This window comes from Streptomyces sp. NPDC054847 (assembly GCF_053610925.1).
Genome location: NZ_JBSGZJ010000095.1, coordinates 1 through 18,978, shown reverse-complemented (window position 1 = coordinate 18,978; position 18,978 = coordinate 1). Strand labels below are relative to the sequence as shown.

Genomic DNA, 18,978 nt, shown 5'->3' with positions numbered 1-18,978 from the left:
GATTCACGCAGAGTCAGGAGACCGTATGCGTCGCCCCACTGCCCGAAGCCTCGCCGGGGTGCCGGCTCTGATCGCAGCAGCGGTCGTGACAACACCGGCGATGTCCTTCCCCGCCGCCGCCGACAGCGTCGTCGTCGGCGGGTACGAGGTTCGTGCCGACGAGAGTCCATGGGTGGTCGCGCTGGCCAGCCGCGACCGGTTCGGCCCAGCGCGGAGCGGACAGTTCTGCGGAGGTGTGGTCGTGGCGCCCACCAAGGTGATGACAGCAGCTCACTGCCTGAGCAACGCCGTCCTCGGAAAGGAGGCCGCGTCCGTGCGCGATCTACGGGTGATCGCGGGACGCTCGGAGCTGGCCGGCGAGGGCGGCCGGGAGGTGCCCGTACGGGGAACGTGGGTCACGCCCGCGTACGACCCGGTGACGACCAGTGCCGACATGGCGCTGCTGACCCTCTCGGAGGCCCTGCCCGAGAGTCATGTGCTGCCGGTGGCGGCGGCGGGGGACCCGGCGTACCGGGTGGGCACGGTCGCGACCGTGTACGGCTGGGGTGACACACAGGGCAACGGCAGTTACGCGTCGTCGCTGCGGGCGGCACGGGTGTCCGTCCTGCCGGACGAGACGTGCGCGAAGGCCTACCCCGGCGGGCAGGGCAGCAGGTACGCACCCTCCACGATGCTGTGCGCGGGGGACCCGAAGGGCGGGCACGACGCCTGCCAGGGGGACAGCGGAGGGCCGCTGATCGCCGGGGGCAGGCTCATCGGCCTGGTCTCCTGGGGCAGCGGCTGCGGGCGCCCTGATGGTCCGGGCGTCTATACGCGGGTCTCCGCGGTGGTGCCGCGGACGGTCGGCGCCGACTGACCGGCCGGCACCCGGAAAACAGTCACGGAACGAGAGCGGGCGGCTTCCCCCGGTGGCCGGGGGAGCCGCCCATCGGCCGGTCCTGGACCGGCCCTTGGCTCGTCGGGATGTGAGGTGTCAGTGATCCTCTTCGCCGGTGTCTGCCGGCACGGCCGTCAGGCGGTCCGTCTCATCCTGTATTTCCGCGGCGATCTTCTTGAGTTCCGGCTCGAACTTGCGCCCGTGGTGGGCGCAGAAGAGCAGTTCACCACCGCTGATCAGTACGACGCGCAGATAAGCCTGGGCGCCGCAGCGGTCGCAGCGGTCAGCGGCCGTCAGCGGGCTCGCGGGGGTCAGAACAGTAGTCACGTCGCCTCTTCTCTAGCTCGACGAGCTGTCGTACCAGGGTCAACATCCAACCAGGCCGAAAACGTTCCCGCTCGTGGCTTTTCCTCGAAACTTTTTCCCGAGGTGGCTGTCTGCTGCCGGTTGGCGGCGAATGAGCCGTATTGCTTCGCTCTACGGATTTCGCGTTGCTTGTCTCGTTTGGCCCTCCCGGCCGGGTTGCCGGTTGTTGATGAGGACGTGCCCGGAGCCTAAATGGTTCATGCCCCGTTGGGAACGTGATGTGCACGTCACTCCATCGAGGGATCGAACACTCATGCGAAGCTGCACTAGCATGAGAAATCAGGTGGGTGGCGTTACATCGGCTCTACCAGGCCTCGGTACGCTCTCACCGGCGACCGACGCCGGGCCCGTACCCCCCTTGGCCACATTTGAAATTCAGCGAGGAGCGAACCGCGTGACCGCCGAATCGTCCGTGCCGTCCACAGCACTGCTGACAGCAGACCGTGACGGGTCCAACTACACCGCGCGGCACCTGCTCGTCCTGGAGGGGCTCGAGGCGGTTCGCAAACGACCTGGCATGTACATCGGCTCGACCGACAGCCGCGGCCTCCTGCACTGCCTCTGGGAGATCATCGACAACTCCGTCGACGAGGCCCTCGGCGGCCACTGCGACCACATCGAGGTGATCCTCCACGAGGACGGCTCCGTCGAGGTCCGGGACAACGGCCGCGGCATCCCCGTGGACGTGGAGCCCAAGACCGGGCTCTCCGGGGTCGAGGTCGTGATGACCAAGCTGCACGCCGGCGGCAAGTTCGGCGGTGGCTCCTACGCGGCCTCCGGCGGTCTCCACGGTGTCGGCGCCTCGGTGGTGAACGCCCTCTCCGCCCGCCTCGACGTCGAGGTCGACCGCGGTGGCGCGACCCACATGATCAGCTTCCGGCGCGGCGTGCCCGGCATCTTCACCGAGTCCGGCCCCGACGCCCCGTTCGACCCGGCGAACGGGCTGCGCAAGGGCAAGCGCGTCCCAAAGGCCAGGACCGGCACCCGCGTCCGTTACTGGGCGGACCGCCAGATCTTCCTCAAGGACGCCAAGCTCTCCCTGGAGACGCTCCACCAGCGCGCCCGTCAGACCGCCTTCCTCGTGCCCGGCCTGACCATCGTCGTCCACGACGAGCGCGGCCTGAGCGAGGCCGGCGGCGAGGGCAAGAGCGTGGAGACCTTCCGTTTCGACGGGGGGATCAGCGAGTTCTGCGAGTACCTGGCCCAGGACAAGCCGGTCTGCGACGTGCTGAGGCTCACCGGCCAGGGCACGTTCAAGGAGACCGTCCCGGTGCTCGACGAGCGCGGTCACATGACCCCGACGGAGGTCACCCGCGAGCTCGGCGTGGACATCGCCCTGCGCTGGGGCACCGGGTACGACACCACGCTCAAGTCCTTCGTCAACATCATCGCCACCCCCAAGGGCGGCACCCATGTGACAGGCTTCGAACGCTCCGTGACCAAGACGATGAACGAGGTGCTGCGCTCCGCCAAGATGCTGCGCGTCGCCGAGGACGACATCGTGAAGGACGACGCGTTGGAGGGGCTCACCGCCGTCGTCACCGTCCGCCTCGCGGAGCCGCAGTTCGAGGGCCAGACCAAGGAGGTCCTCGGCACCTCGGCGGCCAACAGGATCGTCGCCAACGTGGTGGCCAAGGAGCTCAAGGCGTTCCTGACGTCCACCAAGCGGGACGCCAAGGCGCAGGCCCGCGCGGTGCTGGAGAAGGCCGTGGCGGCCGCCCGTACACGTATCGCGGCCCGCCAGCACAAGGAGGCGCAGCGCAGGAAGACCGCCCTGGAGTCCTCGTCCCTGCCCGCCAAGCTCGCCGACTGCCGCAGTGACGACGTGGAGCGCAGCGAGCTCTTCATCGTCGAGGGCGACTCCGCGCTCGGCACCGCCAAGCTGGCGCGCAATAGCGAGTTCCAGGCGCTCCTGCCGATCCGCGGCAAGATCCTCAACGTCCAGAAGTCGTCGGTCTCCGACATGCTGAAGAACGCCGAGTGCGGGGCGATCATCCAGGTCATAGGGGCCGGCTCGGGCAGGACGTTCGACATCGACGCCGCCCGCTACGGCAAGATCGTCCTGCTGGTCGACGCCGACGTCGACGGCGCGCACATCCGCTGTCTGCTGCTGACGCTCTTCCAGCGCTACATGCGGCCCATGGTGGAGGCCGGCCGGGTGTTCGCCGCCGTGCCGCCGCTGCACCGGATCGAGCTGATCCAGCCCAAGAAGGGCCAGGACAAGTACGTCTACACGTACTCCGACAACGAGCTGCGGCAGACGCTGCTGGAGTTCCAGCGCAAGGGGGTCCGCTTCAAGGACTCCATCCAGCGCTACAAGGGCCTCGGTGAGATGGACGCCGACCAGCTGGCCGAGACGACCATGGATCCCCGCCACCGGACCCTGCGCCGCATCAACATCGGGGACCTGGAGTCCTCTGAGCAGATCTTCGACCTGCTCATGGGCAACGAGGTCGCTCCCCGTAAGGAGTTCATCACCAGCTCGGCGGCCACGCTGGACCGCTCGCGCATCGACGCCTGACCGGTACGACCGGTCGTGCACCCAGGGGTGGAGCCGAGGACTCCACCCCTGGTCCGATCCGGCCGTGCTCCCCGCTCCCTAGCATCGGGTGCGACGGAGGAGGACACACGTGCCCGGCGTGCCCAGGAGCAAATGGACCGAGTGGCCCACCCGCGAGGCCCTGTCCGGCATCGGTGTCCCGCGGGCCCGGCACGTGCTGGACATCGCGCTGCTCGCCGCCCTGTCGTCGTGGGCGGTGTCCAGCGCGTACACGTCCGAGGTCTTCCACGGCTGGGGGGCGGTGCTTCCGCCGCTGGGTCTCCTGGGCTGTGCGGCGTCCGCCGCGCGCTACCACCGCACCACTCTCGAGAACCGGCTGCCCGCCTCGCTGGGGCTGCTCGGCATCATCGCGGTCACCGGCCTCGGTGCGCACGCCGCCGGGGCGGACGTCCCGGCCATGGTGCTGTGGGTCTCGGTCGCCCTCATGGCGATCGAGCGGCTGCCGGTGGCCCCCGTCGTCGCGATCGTCACGCTTCCGGTGGCCGGATTCCTGCTGACCGCGGAGAGCACTCTGGGAGCACTGCTCACCACCGCCGCCGTCGTGCTCGGCGGGTGCGCCCTGCGTCTCGACGCCCAGGCCCGTGGTGCGGGATTCCGGCTGCTCGCGCAGGAGCGGGCGGCCCGTGAGGCCGAGGCCGTCTCCGCCGCTCTCGCCGAGCGGGCCAGGATCGCCCGTGAGATCCACGATGTGCTGGCGCACAGCCTGTCGGCGCAGCTGGTGCATCTCGAAGCGGCCCGGCTGCAGATCGAGCGGGGCCCGGAAGGGCCCTTCCGTGACCAGGTCCTGGAGCGGGTCGTCGCCGCGCGCGGCATGGCCCGCGAGGGACTGGCGGAGACCCGGCAGGCGCTGTCGGCACTGCGTGGTGAGATGGCTCCCGTGGAGGAGTACCTGCGGGAGCTGGCTGCAGGCGGTCCGGTGTCCACAGAAGTCACCGGAGGGCGGCGGCAGTTGTCCGCGGACGCCTCGCAGGCGGTGCGCAGGGTGGCGCAGGAGGCGATGACCAATGTCCGCAAGCACGCGCCGGGAGCGGTGGTCAGGATCCTGCTCGCCTACCTGGACGCCGAAGTGGTCCTGGAAGTGAGGGACTCGGGGAGGCCGGCGACGCCTGACGGGCCGCGGGTGTCCGGCGAGCTCGGAGGATCCGGCGCCGGGTACGGTCTGCTCGGTATGCGCGAGCGCGCGGAGTTGCTCGGCGGCACGCTCGAGGCGGGTCCGGAGGGGGAGGGGTTCGTGGTGCGACTTCGGGTGCCGGCATGACCGGGGAGATCGCGCGGGTCGTGGTCGCCGACGACCAGGCCGTGGTGCGCGAGGGCATCGTGATGCTGCTGGGACTGCTGCCCGGTATCGAGGTCGTCGGTTCGGCCAGGGACGGGGAGGAGGCGCTCGCGCTCGTCGCCCGACTGTCGCCCGACGTCGTCCTGATGGACCTGAGGATGCCACGGGTCGACGGTGTGGAGGCCACCCGCCGCATCCGCGGCGAGTACCCCGCCACCCAGGTCGTCGTGCTGACCACCTACGCGGACGACGACTCGCTCTTCCCCGCTCTGCGGGCCGGCGCACGGGGATACCTCACCAAGGACGCCGACGGGGACGAGATCGTGCGGGCGATCCAGGACGTCGTCGCCGGCCGGGCCGGGCTGTCCCCGGTGGTCCAGCGGCGTCTGCTCGAGCAGGTCACGGCGGAGCCGCCGCCCACCGGTCCCCGGCTGCCCGACGGGCTGACAGCCCGCGAGGGCGAGGTGCTGGCCCTGATCGCGGAGGGCCTGGGGAACGCGGACATCGCCGCGAGGCTGGGCATCTCCACCGCCACCGTCAAGACCCACATCAACAACCTGTTCGCGAAGGCCGGCCTGCACGACCGGGCGCAGGCGGTCCGGTACGCCTATCGGGAAGGTCTCGCGAAGCCTCCGGGGACAAACGTCACCTGATGGGGTGAAGACCCCCGGAGAAGAGTCCGGGATCTTCCCACTCTGTCCATCCTTGGGCAGGCGGCCGAAACGGTTCGTCGGCAAGGAGAGGTGAGCGTGGAGAAGCAGGAAGGCCCGGACGCCGCCCAAGTGCGGCTCGAGGACCCGTGGTACGACGCGCTGGCCTCGGGCTGGAGCGACCGGGACAGCACCGGAGCCCCTGCCCCCGGCGCGCCGCTCACCGGGGCGGACCCGACGGCCGGACGCAGCGCCGCCGACATCTATCTGGAAGTGCAGCGCAGCGAGGCCTTCCAGGAAGTGCGCGCCCGCTACCGGCGGTTCGTCGTGCCCGCGTCCGCCGCCTTCCTCCTGTGGTACCTGGCGTACGTCGTCGCGGCCACGACCGCGCCGGGGCTGATGGCGAGGCCGGTGGCCGGGGCGGTCAATGTGGCGATGGTCGCCGGACTCGCGCAGTTCCTGACCACCTTCCTGCTGACCTGGGCGTACACCCGCCACGCCCGACTGCGGAGGGACCGGGCCGCGCTCGATCTGCGGTGGGACACGCAGGAGATGACGAGAGGGGCCGGACGATGAACGGGGACCACCAAGCGCTCGCCCTGCTGCTGTTCAGCGCGTTCATCGCGGTCACCCTCGGCATCACCACCTGGGTGAGCCGCAACAGGCACGGTTCCGCGGAGGAGTTCTACGCGGGCGGACGGCTGTTCTCCCCGATGGAGAACGGCTTCGCCATCGCCGGTGACTACATGTCGGCCGCCTCCTTCCTCGGCATCTCAGGGCTCATCGCGCTCTACGGCTACGACGGGATGCTCTACTCCGTGGGCTTCCTGGTCGCCTGGCTCGTCGTGCTCCTGCTCGTCGCCGAACTGGTCCGCAACTGCGGCCGGTTCACCCTCGCCGACGTCGTGGCCGCCAGGATGAAGGAACGGCCGGTGCGCATCGCGGCCGGCACTTCCTCGGTCACCGTCTCCGTCCTGTACCTGGTGGCGCAGATGGTGGGAGCCGGGAGCCTGGTCGCGCTGCTGCTGGGCGGCACGAGCGAGGCCGCCCGGTCGTGGACCGTCATCGGCGTGGGAGCGCTGATGGTGATCTACGTGTCCATGGGAGGGATGCGGGCCACCACCTGGATCCAGATCGTGAAGGCCGTACTGCTCATGGCGGGCGCGATCGCGATGACCGTGCTGGTGCTGATGCGATTCCACGGCGACTTCAATCAGCTGCTCGACTCCGCCGCCGCACGCAGCGGCCACGGCAAGGACTTCCTCGCGCCGGGCCTCCGGTACGGCGGGGACTGGACCGCGCGCCTGGACTTCATCAGCCTCGGCCTGGCGCTCGTGCTGGGCACGGCGGGGCTGCCGCACATCCTGTCCCGCTTCTACACCGTGCCGACCGCGCGGGCCGCCCGCCGCTCGGTCGTCTGGTCCATCGGTCTCATCGGCAGCTTCTACCTGATGACGATCGTGCTCGGTTTCGGAGCGGCCGCCGTGGTCGGCACCGACGAGGTCCGGGCGTCCAACGCCGCGGGCAACACGGCCGTGCCGCTGCTCGCCCTCGACCTGGGCGGCGGGGCAGGGTCCACCGGGGGTGCCGTCCTGTTCGCGGTCGTGGCCGCCGTGGCCTTCGCGACCATCCTGGCCGTCGTCGCGGGGATCACGCTGGCCTCCTCGGCCTCCGTCGCGCACGACCTGTACGCGACGCTGCGGCGTCGGCGCGCGATCGGGCCGGCGGGCGCGCAGGAGGGCGACGGCCGGTACGGCGAGGTCGCCGTCGCCCGGATCGCCGCCGTCTGCATCGGCGCCGTCGCGATCGCGCTCGGTCTGCTGGCCCGCGACCTGAACGTCGCGTTCCTCGTCGGCCTGGCCTTCGCCGTGGCCGCCTCCGCCAACCTGCCCGTCCTGCTCTACTCGCTGTTCTGGCGGAACTTCACCACGCGCGGTGCCGTCTGGTCCGTCTACGGCGGGCTGGTGCCCGCGGTGCTGCTCGTGCTGGTGTCGCCGGTCGTCTCCGGCAGTGAGCGGTCCCTCTTCCCGGGTGTGGACTTCCACGTCTTCCCACTGGAGAACCCGGGGCTCGTCTCCATCCCGCTGGGCTTCCTGGCCGGCTGGATCGGCACGGTCGTCTCCTCCGAGCCGCCGGACGCGGCGAAGCACGCCGAGACCGAGGTACGGGCGCTGACGGGAGCGGGCGCCGTCTGACGCCGCGGCGCGGGCCGTGGCGTCCGAAACGGCCTCCGGGCGGCGTCAGGTGCTCGCCACCCACACGTAACGGTGCTCCGGGCGGCCGGTTTCGCCGTACCTGAGAGTGAGCCGCACCCTGCCCGCCCGCTCCAGGAGCTTCAGATAGCGCTGGGCGGTCTGCCGGCTCACGCCCGCGCGTTCCGCGATCTCCTGGGCCGACAAAGGGCCGTCGGCGGCCAGCAGCACCTGGCGGACCAGCTCGGCCGTGGTGGGGGAGTGGCCCTTCGGAAGTTCCGGCGCGATCGCCCCGGCCGACAGCGTGCCGAAGATCCGGTCGACCTCGGCCTGTTCGGCCTCCCCACCGCCGTCCAGGGCACGCCGCAGTGTCGCGTACGCCTCGAGCTTGGCGCGCAGCCCGGCGAAGTTGAAGGGCTTGACCAGGTACTGGAGGGCGCCGTGGCGCATCGCCGCCTGGACGGTCGCTACGTCCCGGGCGGCCGTCACCATGATCACGTCCGTCTGGTGGCCGAGCGCGCGGAGCTCCCGGACGACCGACAGACCGTTCTCGTCGGGCAGATAGTGATCGAGCAGGATCAGATCGACGGGCGCCTCGGCGATCCTCGCGAGCGCCTCCGCGGCCGAATGGGCCTCCGCGACGACCCGGAAGCCGGGCACCTTGGCGACATAGGCCGCGTTGATGCGGGCGACCCGGACGTCGTCGTCCACGACCAGTACGTCGATCATCGCGCCTGCCGGACCTCTCGTGCGCCGCCCGCCCCACCCGGTGCGCCGGTCCCGCCGGGATTCGGTGCGTCGAGCGGCCGGGAAATGGGTGGGAGGTCCTCGTCCGGACCGGTCTCGGCCAGCGCGTCGGGCAGTACGACGACGAATTCGGCGCCCTTGGCGGCCGACTCGCGGACCGTGGCGCTACCGCCCTGCCGCTCGGCGAACCTGCGGACCAGCGGCAGCCCCAGGCCGCGCTTGCCGTGGGCCGGCAGTTCCTTGGTGGTCCATCCCTCGGTGAAGATCAGCTCGCGGTGTTCGGCCGGGACACCGGGACCGCTGTCGGCGACCCGGAGGATCACCGTGCTGCCGACGGTGTGCAGCTCGACCTCGATCCGCGGGTCCGGTGTGCCCGCTGCCGCGTCCAGCGCGTTGTCGACCAGGTTGCCCACCATCGTGACCAGTCCGCGCGGGTCCACCAGCCGGTCGGGCAGCAGGGTGGCGGGGGCGATCCGCAGCGACACCCCGCGCTCCGCCGCGACCGTCGCCTTGCCGACGAGCAGCGCGGCGAGCAGCGGATCGTGGATCTTCTCCGTGACCTGCTCCGCGGTGGCCCGGTGCACCCCGACCACTTCGGTGACGAACTCCACCGCCTCCTCGTGCATCTCCAGCTCCAGCAGGCCGAGCAGGGTGTGCAGGCGGTTGGCGTGCTCGTGGTCCTGCGCGCGCAGCGCGTCGATCAGCCCGCGGGTGGAGTCGAGCTCACGGCCCAGCTGCTCGAGTTCCGTGCGGTCGCGGAGGGTGACGACGGCGCCGCCGTCGTCGGTAGGCATCCGGTTGGCGACGAGGACCCTGCTGCCGCGTACCGTCAGCAGGTCGTCACCGCTCACCCGGCCCGCCAGGACGTCACTGGTGCGTCCCTCGCCCAGCACCTCGTCCAGCGGCCGTCCCGTGGCCTCCGGCCCCACTCCGAGCAGCCGCTGTGCCTCGTCGTTCAGCAGCCGCACACGCTCGGCCGCGTCCAGGGCGACGACGCCTTCCCTGATGCTGTGCAGCATCGCCTCGCGCTCTGCGAGCAGGGCGGAGATGTCGGAGAAGGCGAGGTCATGGGTCTGCCGCTGGAGTCTGCGGGAGATCAGGTACGCGGCGAGCGCCCCCACGGCCAGTGCGCCGCCGGCATAGGCGAGCAGACCCGGGATCGCCGCCACCAGCCGGGCCCGCACGCTGTCGTACTCGATGCCGACGGACACCGCGCCGACGATCCGGCCGTCCTCGTCGCGGAGCGGCACCTTGCCGCGGGCGGACCGCCCGAGAGTGCCGCTGTCGATCTCCATCACGTCCCGCCCGGCCAGCGCCTCGCTCGGGTCGGTGGAGACGATCCGGCCGATCTGGGCGGGGGAGGTGTGGGACCAGCGCACGCCGCGCCGGTCCATGACCACGATGTACTCGGCGCCGGTGGCCTGCCTGATCCGTTCGGCCTCAGCCTGGACCGGGCCGTCGGCGGTCGGCCGGGAGTCGGTCACGTCCTCGGCGAGCTCGGGTGACGCGGTGGTCTCCGCGATGGCGAGCGCGCGGCGCATCGCCTGGTCGTCGAGCTGGGCGCTGAGCGGGGCGAGGAAAAGGCCGGTGGCCAGCGCGATGACCCCGGTGACGATCGTCAGCTGCATCAGCAGGACCTGTGAGAAAACCCGCTGCGGCCAGCCGAACCGCCGTCGCCGGGCGGGGGTGGTCGGAACGGGACTCATGCCTAGGAACGGTAAGCGCAGCTGCCCGCTTTCCGAAATTGCGGTTTGCACGCAAAACGCTTGCGCTCCTTGCGGCCATTTTTCATTTTCCTGACAGGGCGAATGAAAGCCCCTGGTGTCCGCAGATGCGGGGCGGATCGGGGGTTCGGTGCGAGCAGGGGGTGCTTGCCGGGACGGTGGACGCCCAGGCATATCTCTGCAACTCTCTGACCGCCAAACGCAAAAGACGTAGCACTCCGCTGCACAAATGCTGCCGCACCGATGAGTCGTCAGAGCCGCGCCCTCGTCGCACCAGAGCACGGGGCCGAAGATCGGGGACAGATGAGACCGCAACGCTGGAGATGGCGGGTGCTCTCCGCCGTGATCACCACAAGCCTTTTGATGCTCGGCCGGCCCTCGTGGACCGCCTCGGCGGCCGACGGACCGGACATCGCCGCGGGCCGCCCGGCGGCCGCGAGCAGTTCGCACAGTGAATACGCCGCCGCCAACCTCACGGACGGCGACCAGTCGTCGTACTGGCAGAGCGCCGGGACCAACCTGCCGCAATGGGTGCAGGCCGACCTCGGCAGCGCCACCGGCGTCGACGAGGTCGTACTCAAGCTCCCGGCCGGCTGGGAGAGCCGGACGCAGACCCTGTCCGTCCAGGGCAGCGCCGACGGCACCGGCTTCAGCACCCTGAAGAGTTCGTCCGCCTACACCTTCGCGCCGGGCTCGGCCAACACGGTGTCCATCTCCTTCCCCTCCGCCCGGGCCCGCTACGTGCGAGTGCACATCACCGCCAACACCGGCCGGCAGGCGGCCCAGCTGTCCGCGCTGGAGGTCCATGCCGCCGGCGGGTCCTCGGAGAACCTCGCCCGTGGCCGCACGCTCACCGCGAGCAGCCACACCGAGGTCTACCAGGCAGCGAACGCGGGCGACGGGAACCGCGCCAGCTACTGGGAGAGCCGCAACCACGAACTCCCGCAGTGGATCCAGGCCGACCTCGGCTCGTCCGTGCGCGTCGACCGCGTGGTGCTGCGACTGCCGGACACCTGGGGCGCTCGCACGCAGACACTGAAGATCCAGGGCAGCGCCAACGGCTCCGACTTCTCCGATCTGACCGCTTCCAGGGGCTACGTGTTCGACGCGGCCGGCGGCCACGCGGCGACGATCACCTTCGACGCCGCCACGACCCGGTACGTACGCGTCCTCGTCAGCGCCAACACCGGGCAGCCGGCCGCCCAACTGTCCGAGCTCGAGATCTACGGACCGGCGACCGGCGACACCAAGGCTCCCAGCGCCCCGGCGGACCTAGCCCTCACCGAGCCGGCGACCGGCCGGATCCAGCTGACCTGGAAGGCGGCGACCGACGACACGGCGGTCACCGGCTATGACGTCTACGCCGACAACCAGCTGCTCGCCGCCGTGGCGGGGGACGTGACCACGTACACGGACATCCGGCCCTCGAACGTCACCGTCTCGTACTACGTACGGGCCCGGGACGCGGCCGGGAACCAGTCCGCGAACAGCAACACCGTGACCCGCAGGTCCGACTCCGGCGACACGCAGGCCCCGACCGCGCCGTCGAACCTGTCCTTCACCGAGCCGGTCCCCGGGCGGATCGTCCTCACCTGGGGCGCCTCCGTCGACAACACCGGCGTGGCCGGATACGACATCTACGCCGGCAACGTCCTGCGCGGGAGCGTCGCCGGCGACGTGACCACCTACACGGACACCCGGCCCGTCTCGGACACGGTGACCTACCGGGTGCGCGCGAAGGACGCGGCCGGGAACGAGTCGGGCGACAGCAACAGCGTCACCCGCAACGGTTCCACGGGATCAGCCTCCAATCTCGCCGTCTCCAAGCCGATCACCGCCTCCTCGGTGATCCACACCTATGTCGCCCAGAACGCCAACGACAACGACGTGACCACCTACTGGGAGGGCGCGGCAGGCAGTTACCCGAACACGCTCACTGTGAAGCTGGGCGCCGACGCGGACATCAGCGCCGTCGTGCTCAAGCTGAATCCGGACAGCGCCTGGGGCGCCCGCACCCAGAACATCGAGGTGCTCGGGCGCGGACAGAACGCCTCAGGGTTCACCGGCGTGGTGGCGGCGAAGGACTACGCCTTCGACCCGGCGCGCGGCAACACGGTCACCGTCCCGCTCGACGCCCGTCTCGCCGACGTCCAGCTCCGGTTCACCTCCAACACCGGTGCCACGGCCGGGCAGATCGCCGAGTTCCAGGTGCTCGGTGTACCCGCTCCCAACCCGGACCTGTCGATCACCTCGGTGATCGCGTCGCCTGCCTCGCCCGTCGAGTCGGACGAGATCACCTTGTCGGCCACCGTACGCAACAGCGGCCCGGCCGCCGCTCCGGCGAGCGCCGTCGCGCTGCGGCTCGGCGGCACCAAGGTGGCCACCGCCCAGGCCGGTCCCCTGGCGGCCGGGGCGCAGACGACGGTCAGCGCCTCCATCGGGACGCGCGACGCCGGTACGTACCAGCTCAGTGCCGTCGCGGACGAGGCGAACGCGGTCATCGAGCAGAACGAGACCGACAACACCTGGACCGGCCCCGGCGCTCTGGTGGTGAAGCCGGTCGCGAGCTCGGACCTGGTGGCGGCATCCGTCACCACCTCGCCGTCCGCGCCGGCTGCCGGTGACAGCGTCACCTTCTCGGTCGCCGTCAGGAACCAGGGAACCACCGCGTCCGCGGGCGGCAGTCACGGTCTCACCCTCGCCCTGCTCGACTCCCGGGGCGCGACGGTCCGGACCTTCTCGGGCGCCTACAGCGGCACCGTCGCCCCCGGCGCGACGACCGCGCCGGTGAACCTGGGGACCTGGACGGCCGCCGACGGCTCGTACACGCTCAGGGTGACCGTCGCCGACGACGCCAACGAACTGCCGGTCAAGCGCGAGAACAACACCAGCACTCAGGCGCTCTTCGTCGGCCGTGGCGCCGACATGCCGTTCGACATGTACGAGGCCGAGGACGGCACGGCCGGCGGCGGCGCGCAGGTCGTCGGCCCGAACCGGACGGTCGGCGACATCGCGGGTGAGGCGTCGGGCCGCAAGGCGGTCACCCTCGACAGCACCGGCGAGTACGTCGAATTCACGAGCCGGGCGAGCACCAACACCCTCGTCACCCGCTTCTCCATACCGGACGCGCCAGGGGGCGGCGGCATCGACGCCACGCTGAACGTCTACGTCGACGGCGTCTTCCGCAAGGCGGTCGACCTGACGTCCAAATATGCCTGGCTGTACGGGGCCGAGGCCTCGCCGGGCAACTCGCCCGGCGCGGGGGCTCCACGCCACATCTACGACGAGGCGCACATCATGCTGGGCGGGACGGTCCCCGCGGGCAGCACGATCAGGCTGCAGAAGGACGTGGCCAACACATCGTCGTACGCGATCGACTTCATCAACCTGGAACAGGTCGCCCCGGTCGCGAACCCCGACCCGGCGTCGTACGCCGTGCCCGCCGGATTCACCCACCAGGACGTGCAGAACGCCCTGGACAGGGTGCGGATGGACACGACCGGCAAGCTCGTCGGTGTGTACCTGCCGGCGGGCGACTACCAGACGTCGAGCAAGTTCCAGGTGTACGGCAAGGCTGTGCACGTGACCGGGGCGGGCCCCTGGTTCACGAGGTTCCGCGCTCCCTCCACGCAGGACAACACCGACATCGGGTTCCGGGCCGAGGCGTCGGCGAAGGGGTCGTCGTTCAGGAACTTCGCCTACTTCGGCAACTACACGTCCCGCATCGACGGTCCGGGCAAGGTGTTCGACTTCTCCAACGTGTCGGACATCGTCATCGACAACATCTGGAACGAGCACATGGTGTGCCTCTACTGGGGGGCCAACACCGACCGGATCACCGTCAAGAACTCCCGGATCCGGAACATGTTCGCCGACGGCATCAACATGACCAACGGTTCCACCGACAACCTGGTGTCGAACAACGAGGCCAGAGCGACCGGCGACGACAGCTTCGCGCTCTTCTCGGCGATCGACGCGGGCGGCGCGGACATGAAGAACAACGTCTACGAGAACCTGACCTCGATCCTCACCTGGCGCGCGGCGGGGATCGCCGTCTACGGCGGCTACGACAACACCTTCCGCAACATCCACATCGCCGACACCATGGTCTACTCCGGCATCACCATCAGTTCCCTGGACTTCGGCTATCCGATGAACGGTTTCGGCACCGGACCGACGACGGTCGAGAACGTCTCCGTCGTGCGGGCCGGCGGCCACTTCTGGGGGGCGCAGACCTTCCCCGGCATCTGGCTGTTCTCCGCGGACAAGGTGTTCCAGGGCATCCGGGTGAGCAATGTCGACATCGTCGACCCGACGTACAGCGGCATCATGTTCCAGACCAAGTACGAAGGAGGACAACCGGAGTTCCCGATCAAGGACACCGTCTTCACCGACATCTCGATATCCGGCGCCCGCAAGAGCGGTGACGCCTTCGACGCCAAGTCCGGCTTCGGTCTCTGGGCGAACGAGATGCCCGAGAACGGACAGGGCCCGGCGGTCGGCGAGGTCACCTTCAACGGCCTGAGGCTCAGCGGCAACGCGCAGGACATCAGGAACACCACCTCCACCTTCAAGATCAACATCAATCCGTAGGAAGGGCCGGGCGGACGGCGGTGGTCCCGACGCTGAAGCCGGCTGCGAGCGGAGTGCACGTGTGGCCGTGGTCGAGAACCTCGTTGTCGGACCCGCGCGCCACGCTTGGACCATGCGAACACTCTTCAGCGGCGAAGTGAACGTGGCCTACGGGCAGCTCTATGTCTGCAGCGACGACGTCCATTCCCTCGAAGCGTCCTTCGCCGGGCAGCGGGCCGGGCTGTGCGGCGGGGCGGTGCGGGGCCACCTCTTTCTGCTGACCGGAACGCACACCGGCTCCGTCCCGATCACCGTCGAGTTGCACGGGACGGAGCCACCCCTGGACGCCGACGTGTGGGAGGACGTCGTGGAGGTGTCGTTCCGGCCCGTGTCGGACATGACCGGACTCGTGGAGTGGGACGGCGGCTGGTACGCGCTTCCCGTCTCCGAGGCCTCGTACCGGGTTCGGTACCACTGCCGGGGCATGGACGAGGCGGGGGGCGCCGCGCGCGATGCGGGCGAACCCGTGGTGGATGAGTATCTGCTGCGTCTGTGGCCGAGCCCACCGGCGCCGGACCGCGTGGTCAAGGAGACCAGCCGAACCGCCGCCTATTGGCACGAGTTCGCGCGCGAGCTGCCGCCGGGCCCGACCCTCGAGGAGCAGGCCGAGGCCGAGCGCCTGGCCGGCGAGGAGGAGGAGCGCACTGCGCTGCGACAGGAGAGGGACGAGTGGGGCGGGCGCCTGCCCAGCGACCGGCTGCGAGAGGTTCAGGGCACGCTCCGGAGGTTCCAGGGCTGTCCGCGTCTCGTGGACCTTGATGCCGCACTCGTGCACGCAATCGATGCCGCAGGTCCCAAGGAGCAGCGTGCGCTCGCCCACTGGGCCGCGCAGCGCGCCTGTGGGACAGCGGGACTGAGCGAAATCGACTGGGTAGCGCGAGGCCTGGCGGAGCTCGACCGTGGCGAGCCCTTCTCGCAGCCGCTGGACGACCCGCGACGGCTGCGTGACGCCGCGTTCTCCGACCCCCGCATTCCACGTACCCACGACGGAACCCCTGGCTTGCCCCAGGTCGCCGCCTTCGCCGCTCTCTTCGATGCTGCCGCGCCCGATCCCCTCAAGGCGGCGCTGGACGCGCTCCTCGCCGCGGCGGTCACCCATGGCACCGACTGGCCCCAGCTCTTCACCGAGGTCCGCCGCACCTTCCCGGCAACAGCCGCCACACCGAAGGCGGAAGGGAGCGACAGCCGGTAGCGCCACCACCCGCTGACCTTCCGGATTGCGTCAGCGAGCGCGGCACCACCGTGCCCGGCCGGCCAACTCGGACCGGACGTTCCTCACGGGACGATGATGATTTTTCCTACGTGCGTGCCGCGCCGGAATTCGTCCTGGGCGGCGTGGATGTCGGTCAGTCGGTAGCTGCCGGCGATGCGCGGCCGTACGGTGCCGGCGCGAGCCAGGTCCGCCAAGGATGCGAAGTGCGCGCGGGTATGCATCGAGGAGCCGATGAGGCTGAGGTTGTGCAGGTACAGGCGACGTAGGTCAAAGGTGACGACGGGCCCGGCGACGGCTCCGGCGATGACCCAGCGAGCACCGTCGCGCAGCGAGGGCAAGAACTGCTCGAGCCACGGCCCGCCGGCCACGTCCGCGACGGCGTCGAGCCCCTCGGGAGCCACCGCCTCCAATCGGCGCCGCAGCGCTACCGGGTCCGTCTCCCGGAAGACGCACACCTCAGCGCCCGCCTCTTGCAGCGCGGCCGCTTTGGATCGGCTGGTGAGCGCCACCACCCGCGCGCCGCGCGCCGCGGCCAGCTGCACGAGCGCGAGTCCGACGCCGCCGGAAGCGCCCGTCACCAGCACCGTCTCGCCGCTCCTGATGCGGGAGCGTTCCAGCATGCCCATCGCCGTGCCGTAGGCCACCGGCAGAGCAGCGAGTTCCTGGTCGGAGAGGGGTGAGGCGCTCATGTCGTGGACGCGGGCGGCGTCGACCGCGACGTAGGAGGCGAAGCCGCCGTCCGCTTCGCTGCCCAGGAGCCCGACGGGCACAGCGTCCTCGCGCGCATCCGCGTAGAAGGCGGGATCGACCAGAACCCGGCGGCCCACCCAGGAGTCGGGCACGTCCGCCGCTGCGGCAGTGATGACCCCCGCGATGTCACCACCCTGGATGCGGGGGAAGTTCACCCCTCCCCGCCATCCGGCCTTCGCCTCGGGGCGGCCGTGCAGCCCGTACGCGCCTTCCCGGGTCCACACGTCAGTGTTGTTCACCGCCGTCGCGCCTACGCGCACGAGTACCTGCCCGGGCCCCACGGACGGCAGCGGCCAGTCCGTCCTCAGCTCGAGTGCCTCCGGACCTCCATGCCGGTACAGAACGGCGGCAGTCATTCGTTCGCACATCCACCCATTCTGGCCACAGCCTGTTGGAAACGGCTTCCAAGGCGTTCGGTCCGGACCGGTGTGCGGTGCGGGCCGGGGGACGCGGCCCCGCATGACCGAGGCGGCCCGCGGCGGGTACGAGAGGCGAGGCCCGCTCGACGATCGGACCAGCGCAAGCCACTTGCGCAGCTTGCGCTAGCCTTGCGCGTATGACGCGACGACTTGCTCAGGTGGCGAAGAAGGTGGGAGTCAGCGAGGCCACGGTCAGCCGGGTCCTCAACGGCAAACCAGGGGTCTCCGAGGCCACCCGCCAGTCCGTGCTGACAGCGCTGGACGTCCTCGGCTACGAGCGGCCCACCCAGCTGCGGGGCGAGCGGGCGCGACTGGTCGGGCTGGTGCTGCCCGAACTGCAGAACCCGATCTTCCCCGCCTTCGCCGAAGTCATCGGCGGGGCCTTGGCCCAACAGGGCCTCACACCTGTTCTTTGCACGCAGACCAAGGGCGGCGTCTCCGAAGCCGACTACGTGGAACTGCTGCTCCAGCAGCAGGTCTCCGGCGTCGTGTTCGCCGGGGGGCTGTTCGCGCAGGCGGACGCCCCGCACGACCACTACCGGCTGCTCGCCGAGCGACGGATCCCTGTAGTGCTGGTCAACGCCTCCATCGACGGCCTGGATTTCCCGTGCATCTCCTGCGACGACGCCGTCGCCGTCGAGCAGGCGTGGCGGCACCTCGCATCGCTCGGCCACGAACACATCGGCCTCGTCCTCGGCCCCGGCGACCATGTGCCCTCCCGCCGCAAGCTGGCGGCCGCGCAGGCGGTGGCGAAAGCGGCCGGGACGGAGCTGCCCGAGGAGTACGTCGAGCGCTCGATGTTCTCCCTCGAGGGCGGTCAGGCGGCGACCGGCCGGCTCCTGGAGCGGGGCGTCACCGGGATCATCTGCGCGAGTGACCCGCTCGCACTCGGCGCGGTACGCGCCGCCCGGCGGCGTGGGCTCGCCGTCCCCGGCGACGTGTCGGTCGTCGGCTTCGACGACTCGGCGTTCATGAACTGCACGGAGCCGCCGCTGACGACGGTGCGACAGCCGATCGAGGCGATGGGGCGCGCGGCGGTCGAACTGCTGACCGCGCAGATCCAGGGGGGCGAGGTACCGCCGGGGGAGCTGCTGTTCGAGCCGGAACTGGTGGTACGGGGATCGACGGCGCAGGTGCGGCGACCCTAGCGGCGGGGGCGGGGGGCCGTTGCGCCTGCGGCGGGCGTTCCGAACCGGGGCAAGCCCCGGACCCCGCACCGCGTTTCGCGCGGTGATTTCGGGGGGCTCTGCCCCCGGACCCCCGCGCCCAATCTCCCCCTATGGCCTGGCGGCCGTGGGGTACCCCAGGCGGCTGGGTTCGCCTCCGCCCGGCGGAGCCCTGAGCGGCAGCAGGCGGGGCTTGAGTTGCCCGGTGACGCCGGAGCCGCCCGCGAGGCTGATCGCGCGCAGCGAAAGCTCCGTCGGCAGGGCGCGGGCCGGACTGCCGCGCAGCGGCGTTTCCAGCCGCCTGGGGGCACCTCCCACGGCCGCCAGGCCATAGGGGAGATTGAGGGCACCGCGCGGAGCGCGGTACGCCGCCCGCAGGGCGGTACGGGGTCCTGGGCCTGCCCGG

The 18,978-nt window shown here is 70.6% G+C and carries 14 protein-coding genes; 9 read left to right on the top strand and 5 right to left on the bottom strand.

Annotation, left to right across the window (positions count from 1 at the left end; translation table 11 throughout):
- The first annotated feature begins 25 nt into the window (after window positions 1-25).
- Window positions 26-856 (top strand): serine protease, encoded by an 831-nt coding sequence (locus ACWGH4_RS13200; RefSeq protein ID WP_453459479.1) that lies wholly within the window; start codon window positions 26-28, stop codon window positions 854-856.
- 117 nt (window positions 857-973) lie between these two features.
- Here the strand turns inward: ACWGH4_RS13200 and ACWGH4_RS13195 are convergent, their stop codons facing one another.
- The gene (locus tag ACWGH4_RS13195; protein ID WP_005311020.1) at window positions 974-1,204 is read right to left on the bottom strand and encodes a DUF7455 domain-containing protein; all 231 of its coding nucleotides are present in this window, start codon (window positions 1,202-1,204) and stop codon (window positions 974-976) included.
- A 433-nt stretch (window positions 1,205-1,637) separates the two neighbouring features.
- Here ACWGH4_RS13195 and ACWGH4_RS13190 point away from each other — a divergent pair, with 433 nt between their 5' ends.
- The 5 genes from ACWGH4_RS13190 (at window position 1,638) to ACWGH4_RS13170 (ending at window position 7,924) form a co-directional block, all read left to right on the top strand.
- Window positions 1,638-3,764: a DNA gyrase/topoisomerase IV subunit B gene (locus ACWGH4_RS13190; RefSeq protein WP_453459477.1), complete on the top strand. Its 2,127-nt coding sequence runs from the start codon at window positions 1,638-1,640 to the stop codon at window positions 3,762-3,764.
- Between the two features lie 118 nt (window positions 3,765-3,882).
- Window positions 3,883-5,061, top strand: coding sequence for a sensor histidine kinase (locus tag ACWGH4_RS13185; protein WP_453459482.1), 1,179 nt, complete (start codon window positions 3,883-3,885; stop codon window positions 5,059-5,061).
- Complete coding sequence (locus ACWGH4_RS13180; RefSeq protein WP_441266651.1) at window positions 5,058-5,732, top strand: response regulator; 675 nt, start codon at window positions 5,058-5,060, stop codon at window positions 5,730-5,732. Before ACWGH4_RS13185 ends, ACWGH4_RS13180 begins: the two co-directional genes overlap by 4 nt.
- Window positions 5,733-5,828: 96 nt before the next feature.
- Entirely contained in the window at window positions 5,829-6,305 is a 477-nt protein-coding gene (locus ACWGH4_RS13175) for a DUF485 domain-containing protein (protein ID WP_441266650.1), read from the top strand.
- Complete coding sequence (locus tag ACWGH4_RS13170; protein WP_453459473.1) at window positions 6,302-7,924, top strand: solute symporter family protein; 1,623 nt, start codon at window positions 6,302-6,304, stop codon at window positions 7,922-7,924. Before ACWGH4_RS13175 ends, ACWGH4_RS13170 begins: the two co-directional genes overlap by 4 nt.
- 45 nt (window positions 7,925-7,969) lie before the next feature.
- Here ACWGH4_RS13170 and ACWGH4_RS13165 read toward each other — a convergent pair whose 3' ends face one another.
- Both ACWGH4_RS13165 and ACWGH4_RS13160 read right to left on the bottom strand, forming a co-directional pair.
- Window positions 7,970-8,650 carry a DUF7342 family protein gene (locus ACWGH4_RS13165; protein ID WP_441266648.1) on the bottom strand — a complete coding sequence of 227 codons (681 nt, stop codon included), beginning with the start codon at window positions 8,648-8,650 and terminating at the stop codon, window positions 7,970-7,972.
- Window positions 8,647-10,374: an ATP-binding protein gene (locus ACWGH4_RS13160; RefSeq protein ID WP_453459470.1), complete on the bottom strand. Its 1,728-nt coding sequence runs from the start codon at window positions 10,372-10,374 to the stop codon at window positions 8,647-8,649. The genes ACWGH4_RS13165 and ACWGH4_RS13160 overlap by 4 nt, the downstream gene beginning before the upstream one ends.
- 321 nt (window positions 10,375-10,695) lie before the next feature.
- Here ACWGH4_RS13160 and ACWGH4_RS13155 point away from each other — a divergent pair, with 321 nt between their 5' ends.
- Together ACWGH4_RS13155 and ACWGH4_RS13150 are read left to right on the top strand one after the other, a co-directional pair.
- Window positions 10,696-14,985 carry a discoidin domain-containing protein gene (locus ACWGH4_RS13155; protein ID WP_453459467.1) on the top strand — a complete coding sequence of 1,430 codons (4,290 nt, stop codon included), beginning with the start codon at window positions 10,696-10,698 and terminating at the stop codon, window positions 14,983-14,985.
- 112 nt (window positions 14,986-15,097) lie between these two features.
- Window positions 15,098-16,216 carry a hypothetical protein gene (locus ACWGH4_RS13150; RefSeq protein WP_453459465.1) on the top strand — a complete coding sequence of 373 codons (1,119 nt, stop codon included), beginning with the start codon at window positions 15,098-15,100 and terminating at the stop codon, window positions 16,214-16,216.
- Window positions 16,217-16,299: 83 nt separating this feature from the next.
- Here the strand turns inward: ACWGH4_RS13150 and ACWGH4_RS13145 are convergent, their stop codons facing one another.
- Window positions 16,300-17,355 (bottom strand): zinc-binding dehydrogenase, encoded by a 1,056-nt coding sequence (locus tag ACWGH4_RS13145; RefSeq protein ID WP_453459462.1) that lies wholly within the window; start codon window positions 17,353-17,355, stop codon window positions 16,300-16,302.
- A 188-nt stretch (window positions 17,356-17,543) separates the two neighbouring features.
- Here ACWGH4_RS13145 and ACWGH4_RS13140 point away from each other — a divergent pair, with 188 nt between their 5' ends.
- Complete coding sequence (locus ACWGH4_RS13140; protein WP_453459459.1) at window positions 17,544-18,554, top strand: LacI family DNA-binding transcriptional regulator; 1,011 nt, start codon at window positions 17,544-17,546, stop codon at window positions 18,552-18,554.
- Window positions 18,555-18,683: 129 nt separating this feature from the next.
- On the opposite strand, the gene ACWGH4_RS13135 is transcribed toward ACWGH4_RS13140, so the two are convergent.
- Window positions 18,684-18,978, bottom strand: a 295-nt coding sequence (locus ACWGH4_RS13135) for a hypothetical protein (protein WP_453459456.1), incomplete at its 5' end; no start/stop codon positions are given.

Excerpts from the sequence above, each read along its gene's own strand:
- ACWGH4_RS13200 (WP_453459479.1), top strand. The coding sequence starts at position 26 with ATGCGTCGCCCCACTGCCCGAAGCCTCGCCGGGGTGCCGGCTCTGATC.
- ACWGH4_RS13180 (WP_441266651.1), top strand. The coding sequence starts at position 5,058 with ATGACCGGGGAGATCGCGCGGGTCGTGGTCGCCGACGACCAGGCCGTG.
- ACWGH4_RS13170 (WP_453459473.1), top strand. The coding sequence starts at position 6,302 with ATGAACGGGGACCACCAAGCGCTCGCCCTGCTGCTGTTCAGCGCGTTC.
- ACWGH4_RS13165 (WP_441266648.1), bottom strand. The coding sequence starts at position 8,650 with ATGATCGACGTACTGGTCGTGGACGACGACGTCCGGGTCGCCCGCATC.
- ACWGH4_RS13160 (WP_453459470.1), bottom strand. The coding sequence starts at position 10,374 with ATGAGTCCCGTTCCGACCACCCCCGCCCGGCGACGGCGGTTCGGCTGG.
- ACWGH4_RS13155 (WP_453459467.1), top strand. The coding sequence starts at position 10,696 with ATGAGACCGCAACGCTGGAGATGGCGGGTGCTCTCCGCCGTGATCACC.
- ACWGH4_RS13150 (WP_453459465.1), top strand. The coding sequence starts at position 15,098 with ATGCGAACACTCTTCAGCGGCGAAGTGAACGTGGCCTACGGGCAGCTC.
- ACWGH4_RS13145 (WP_453459462.1), bottom strand. The coding sequence starts at position 17,355 with ATGTGCGAACGAATGACTGCCGCCGTTCTGTACCGGCATGGAGGTCCG.
- ACWGH4_RS13140 (WP_453459459.1), top strand. The coding sequence starts at position 17,544 with ATGACGCGACGACTTGCTCAGGTGGCGAAGAAGGTGGGAGTCAGCGAG.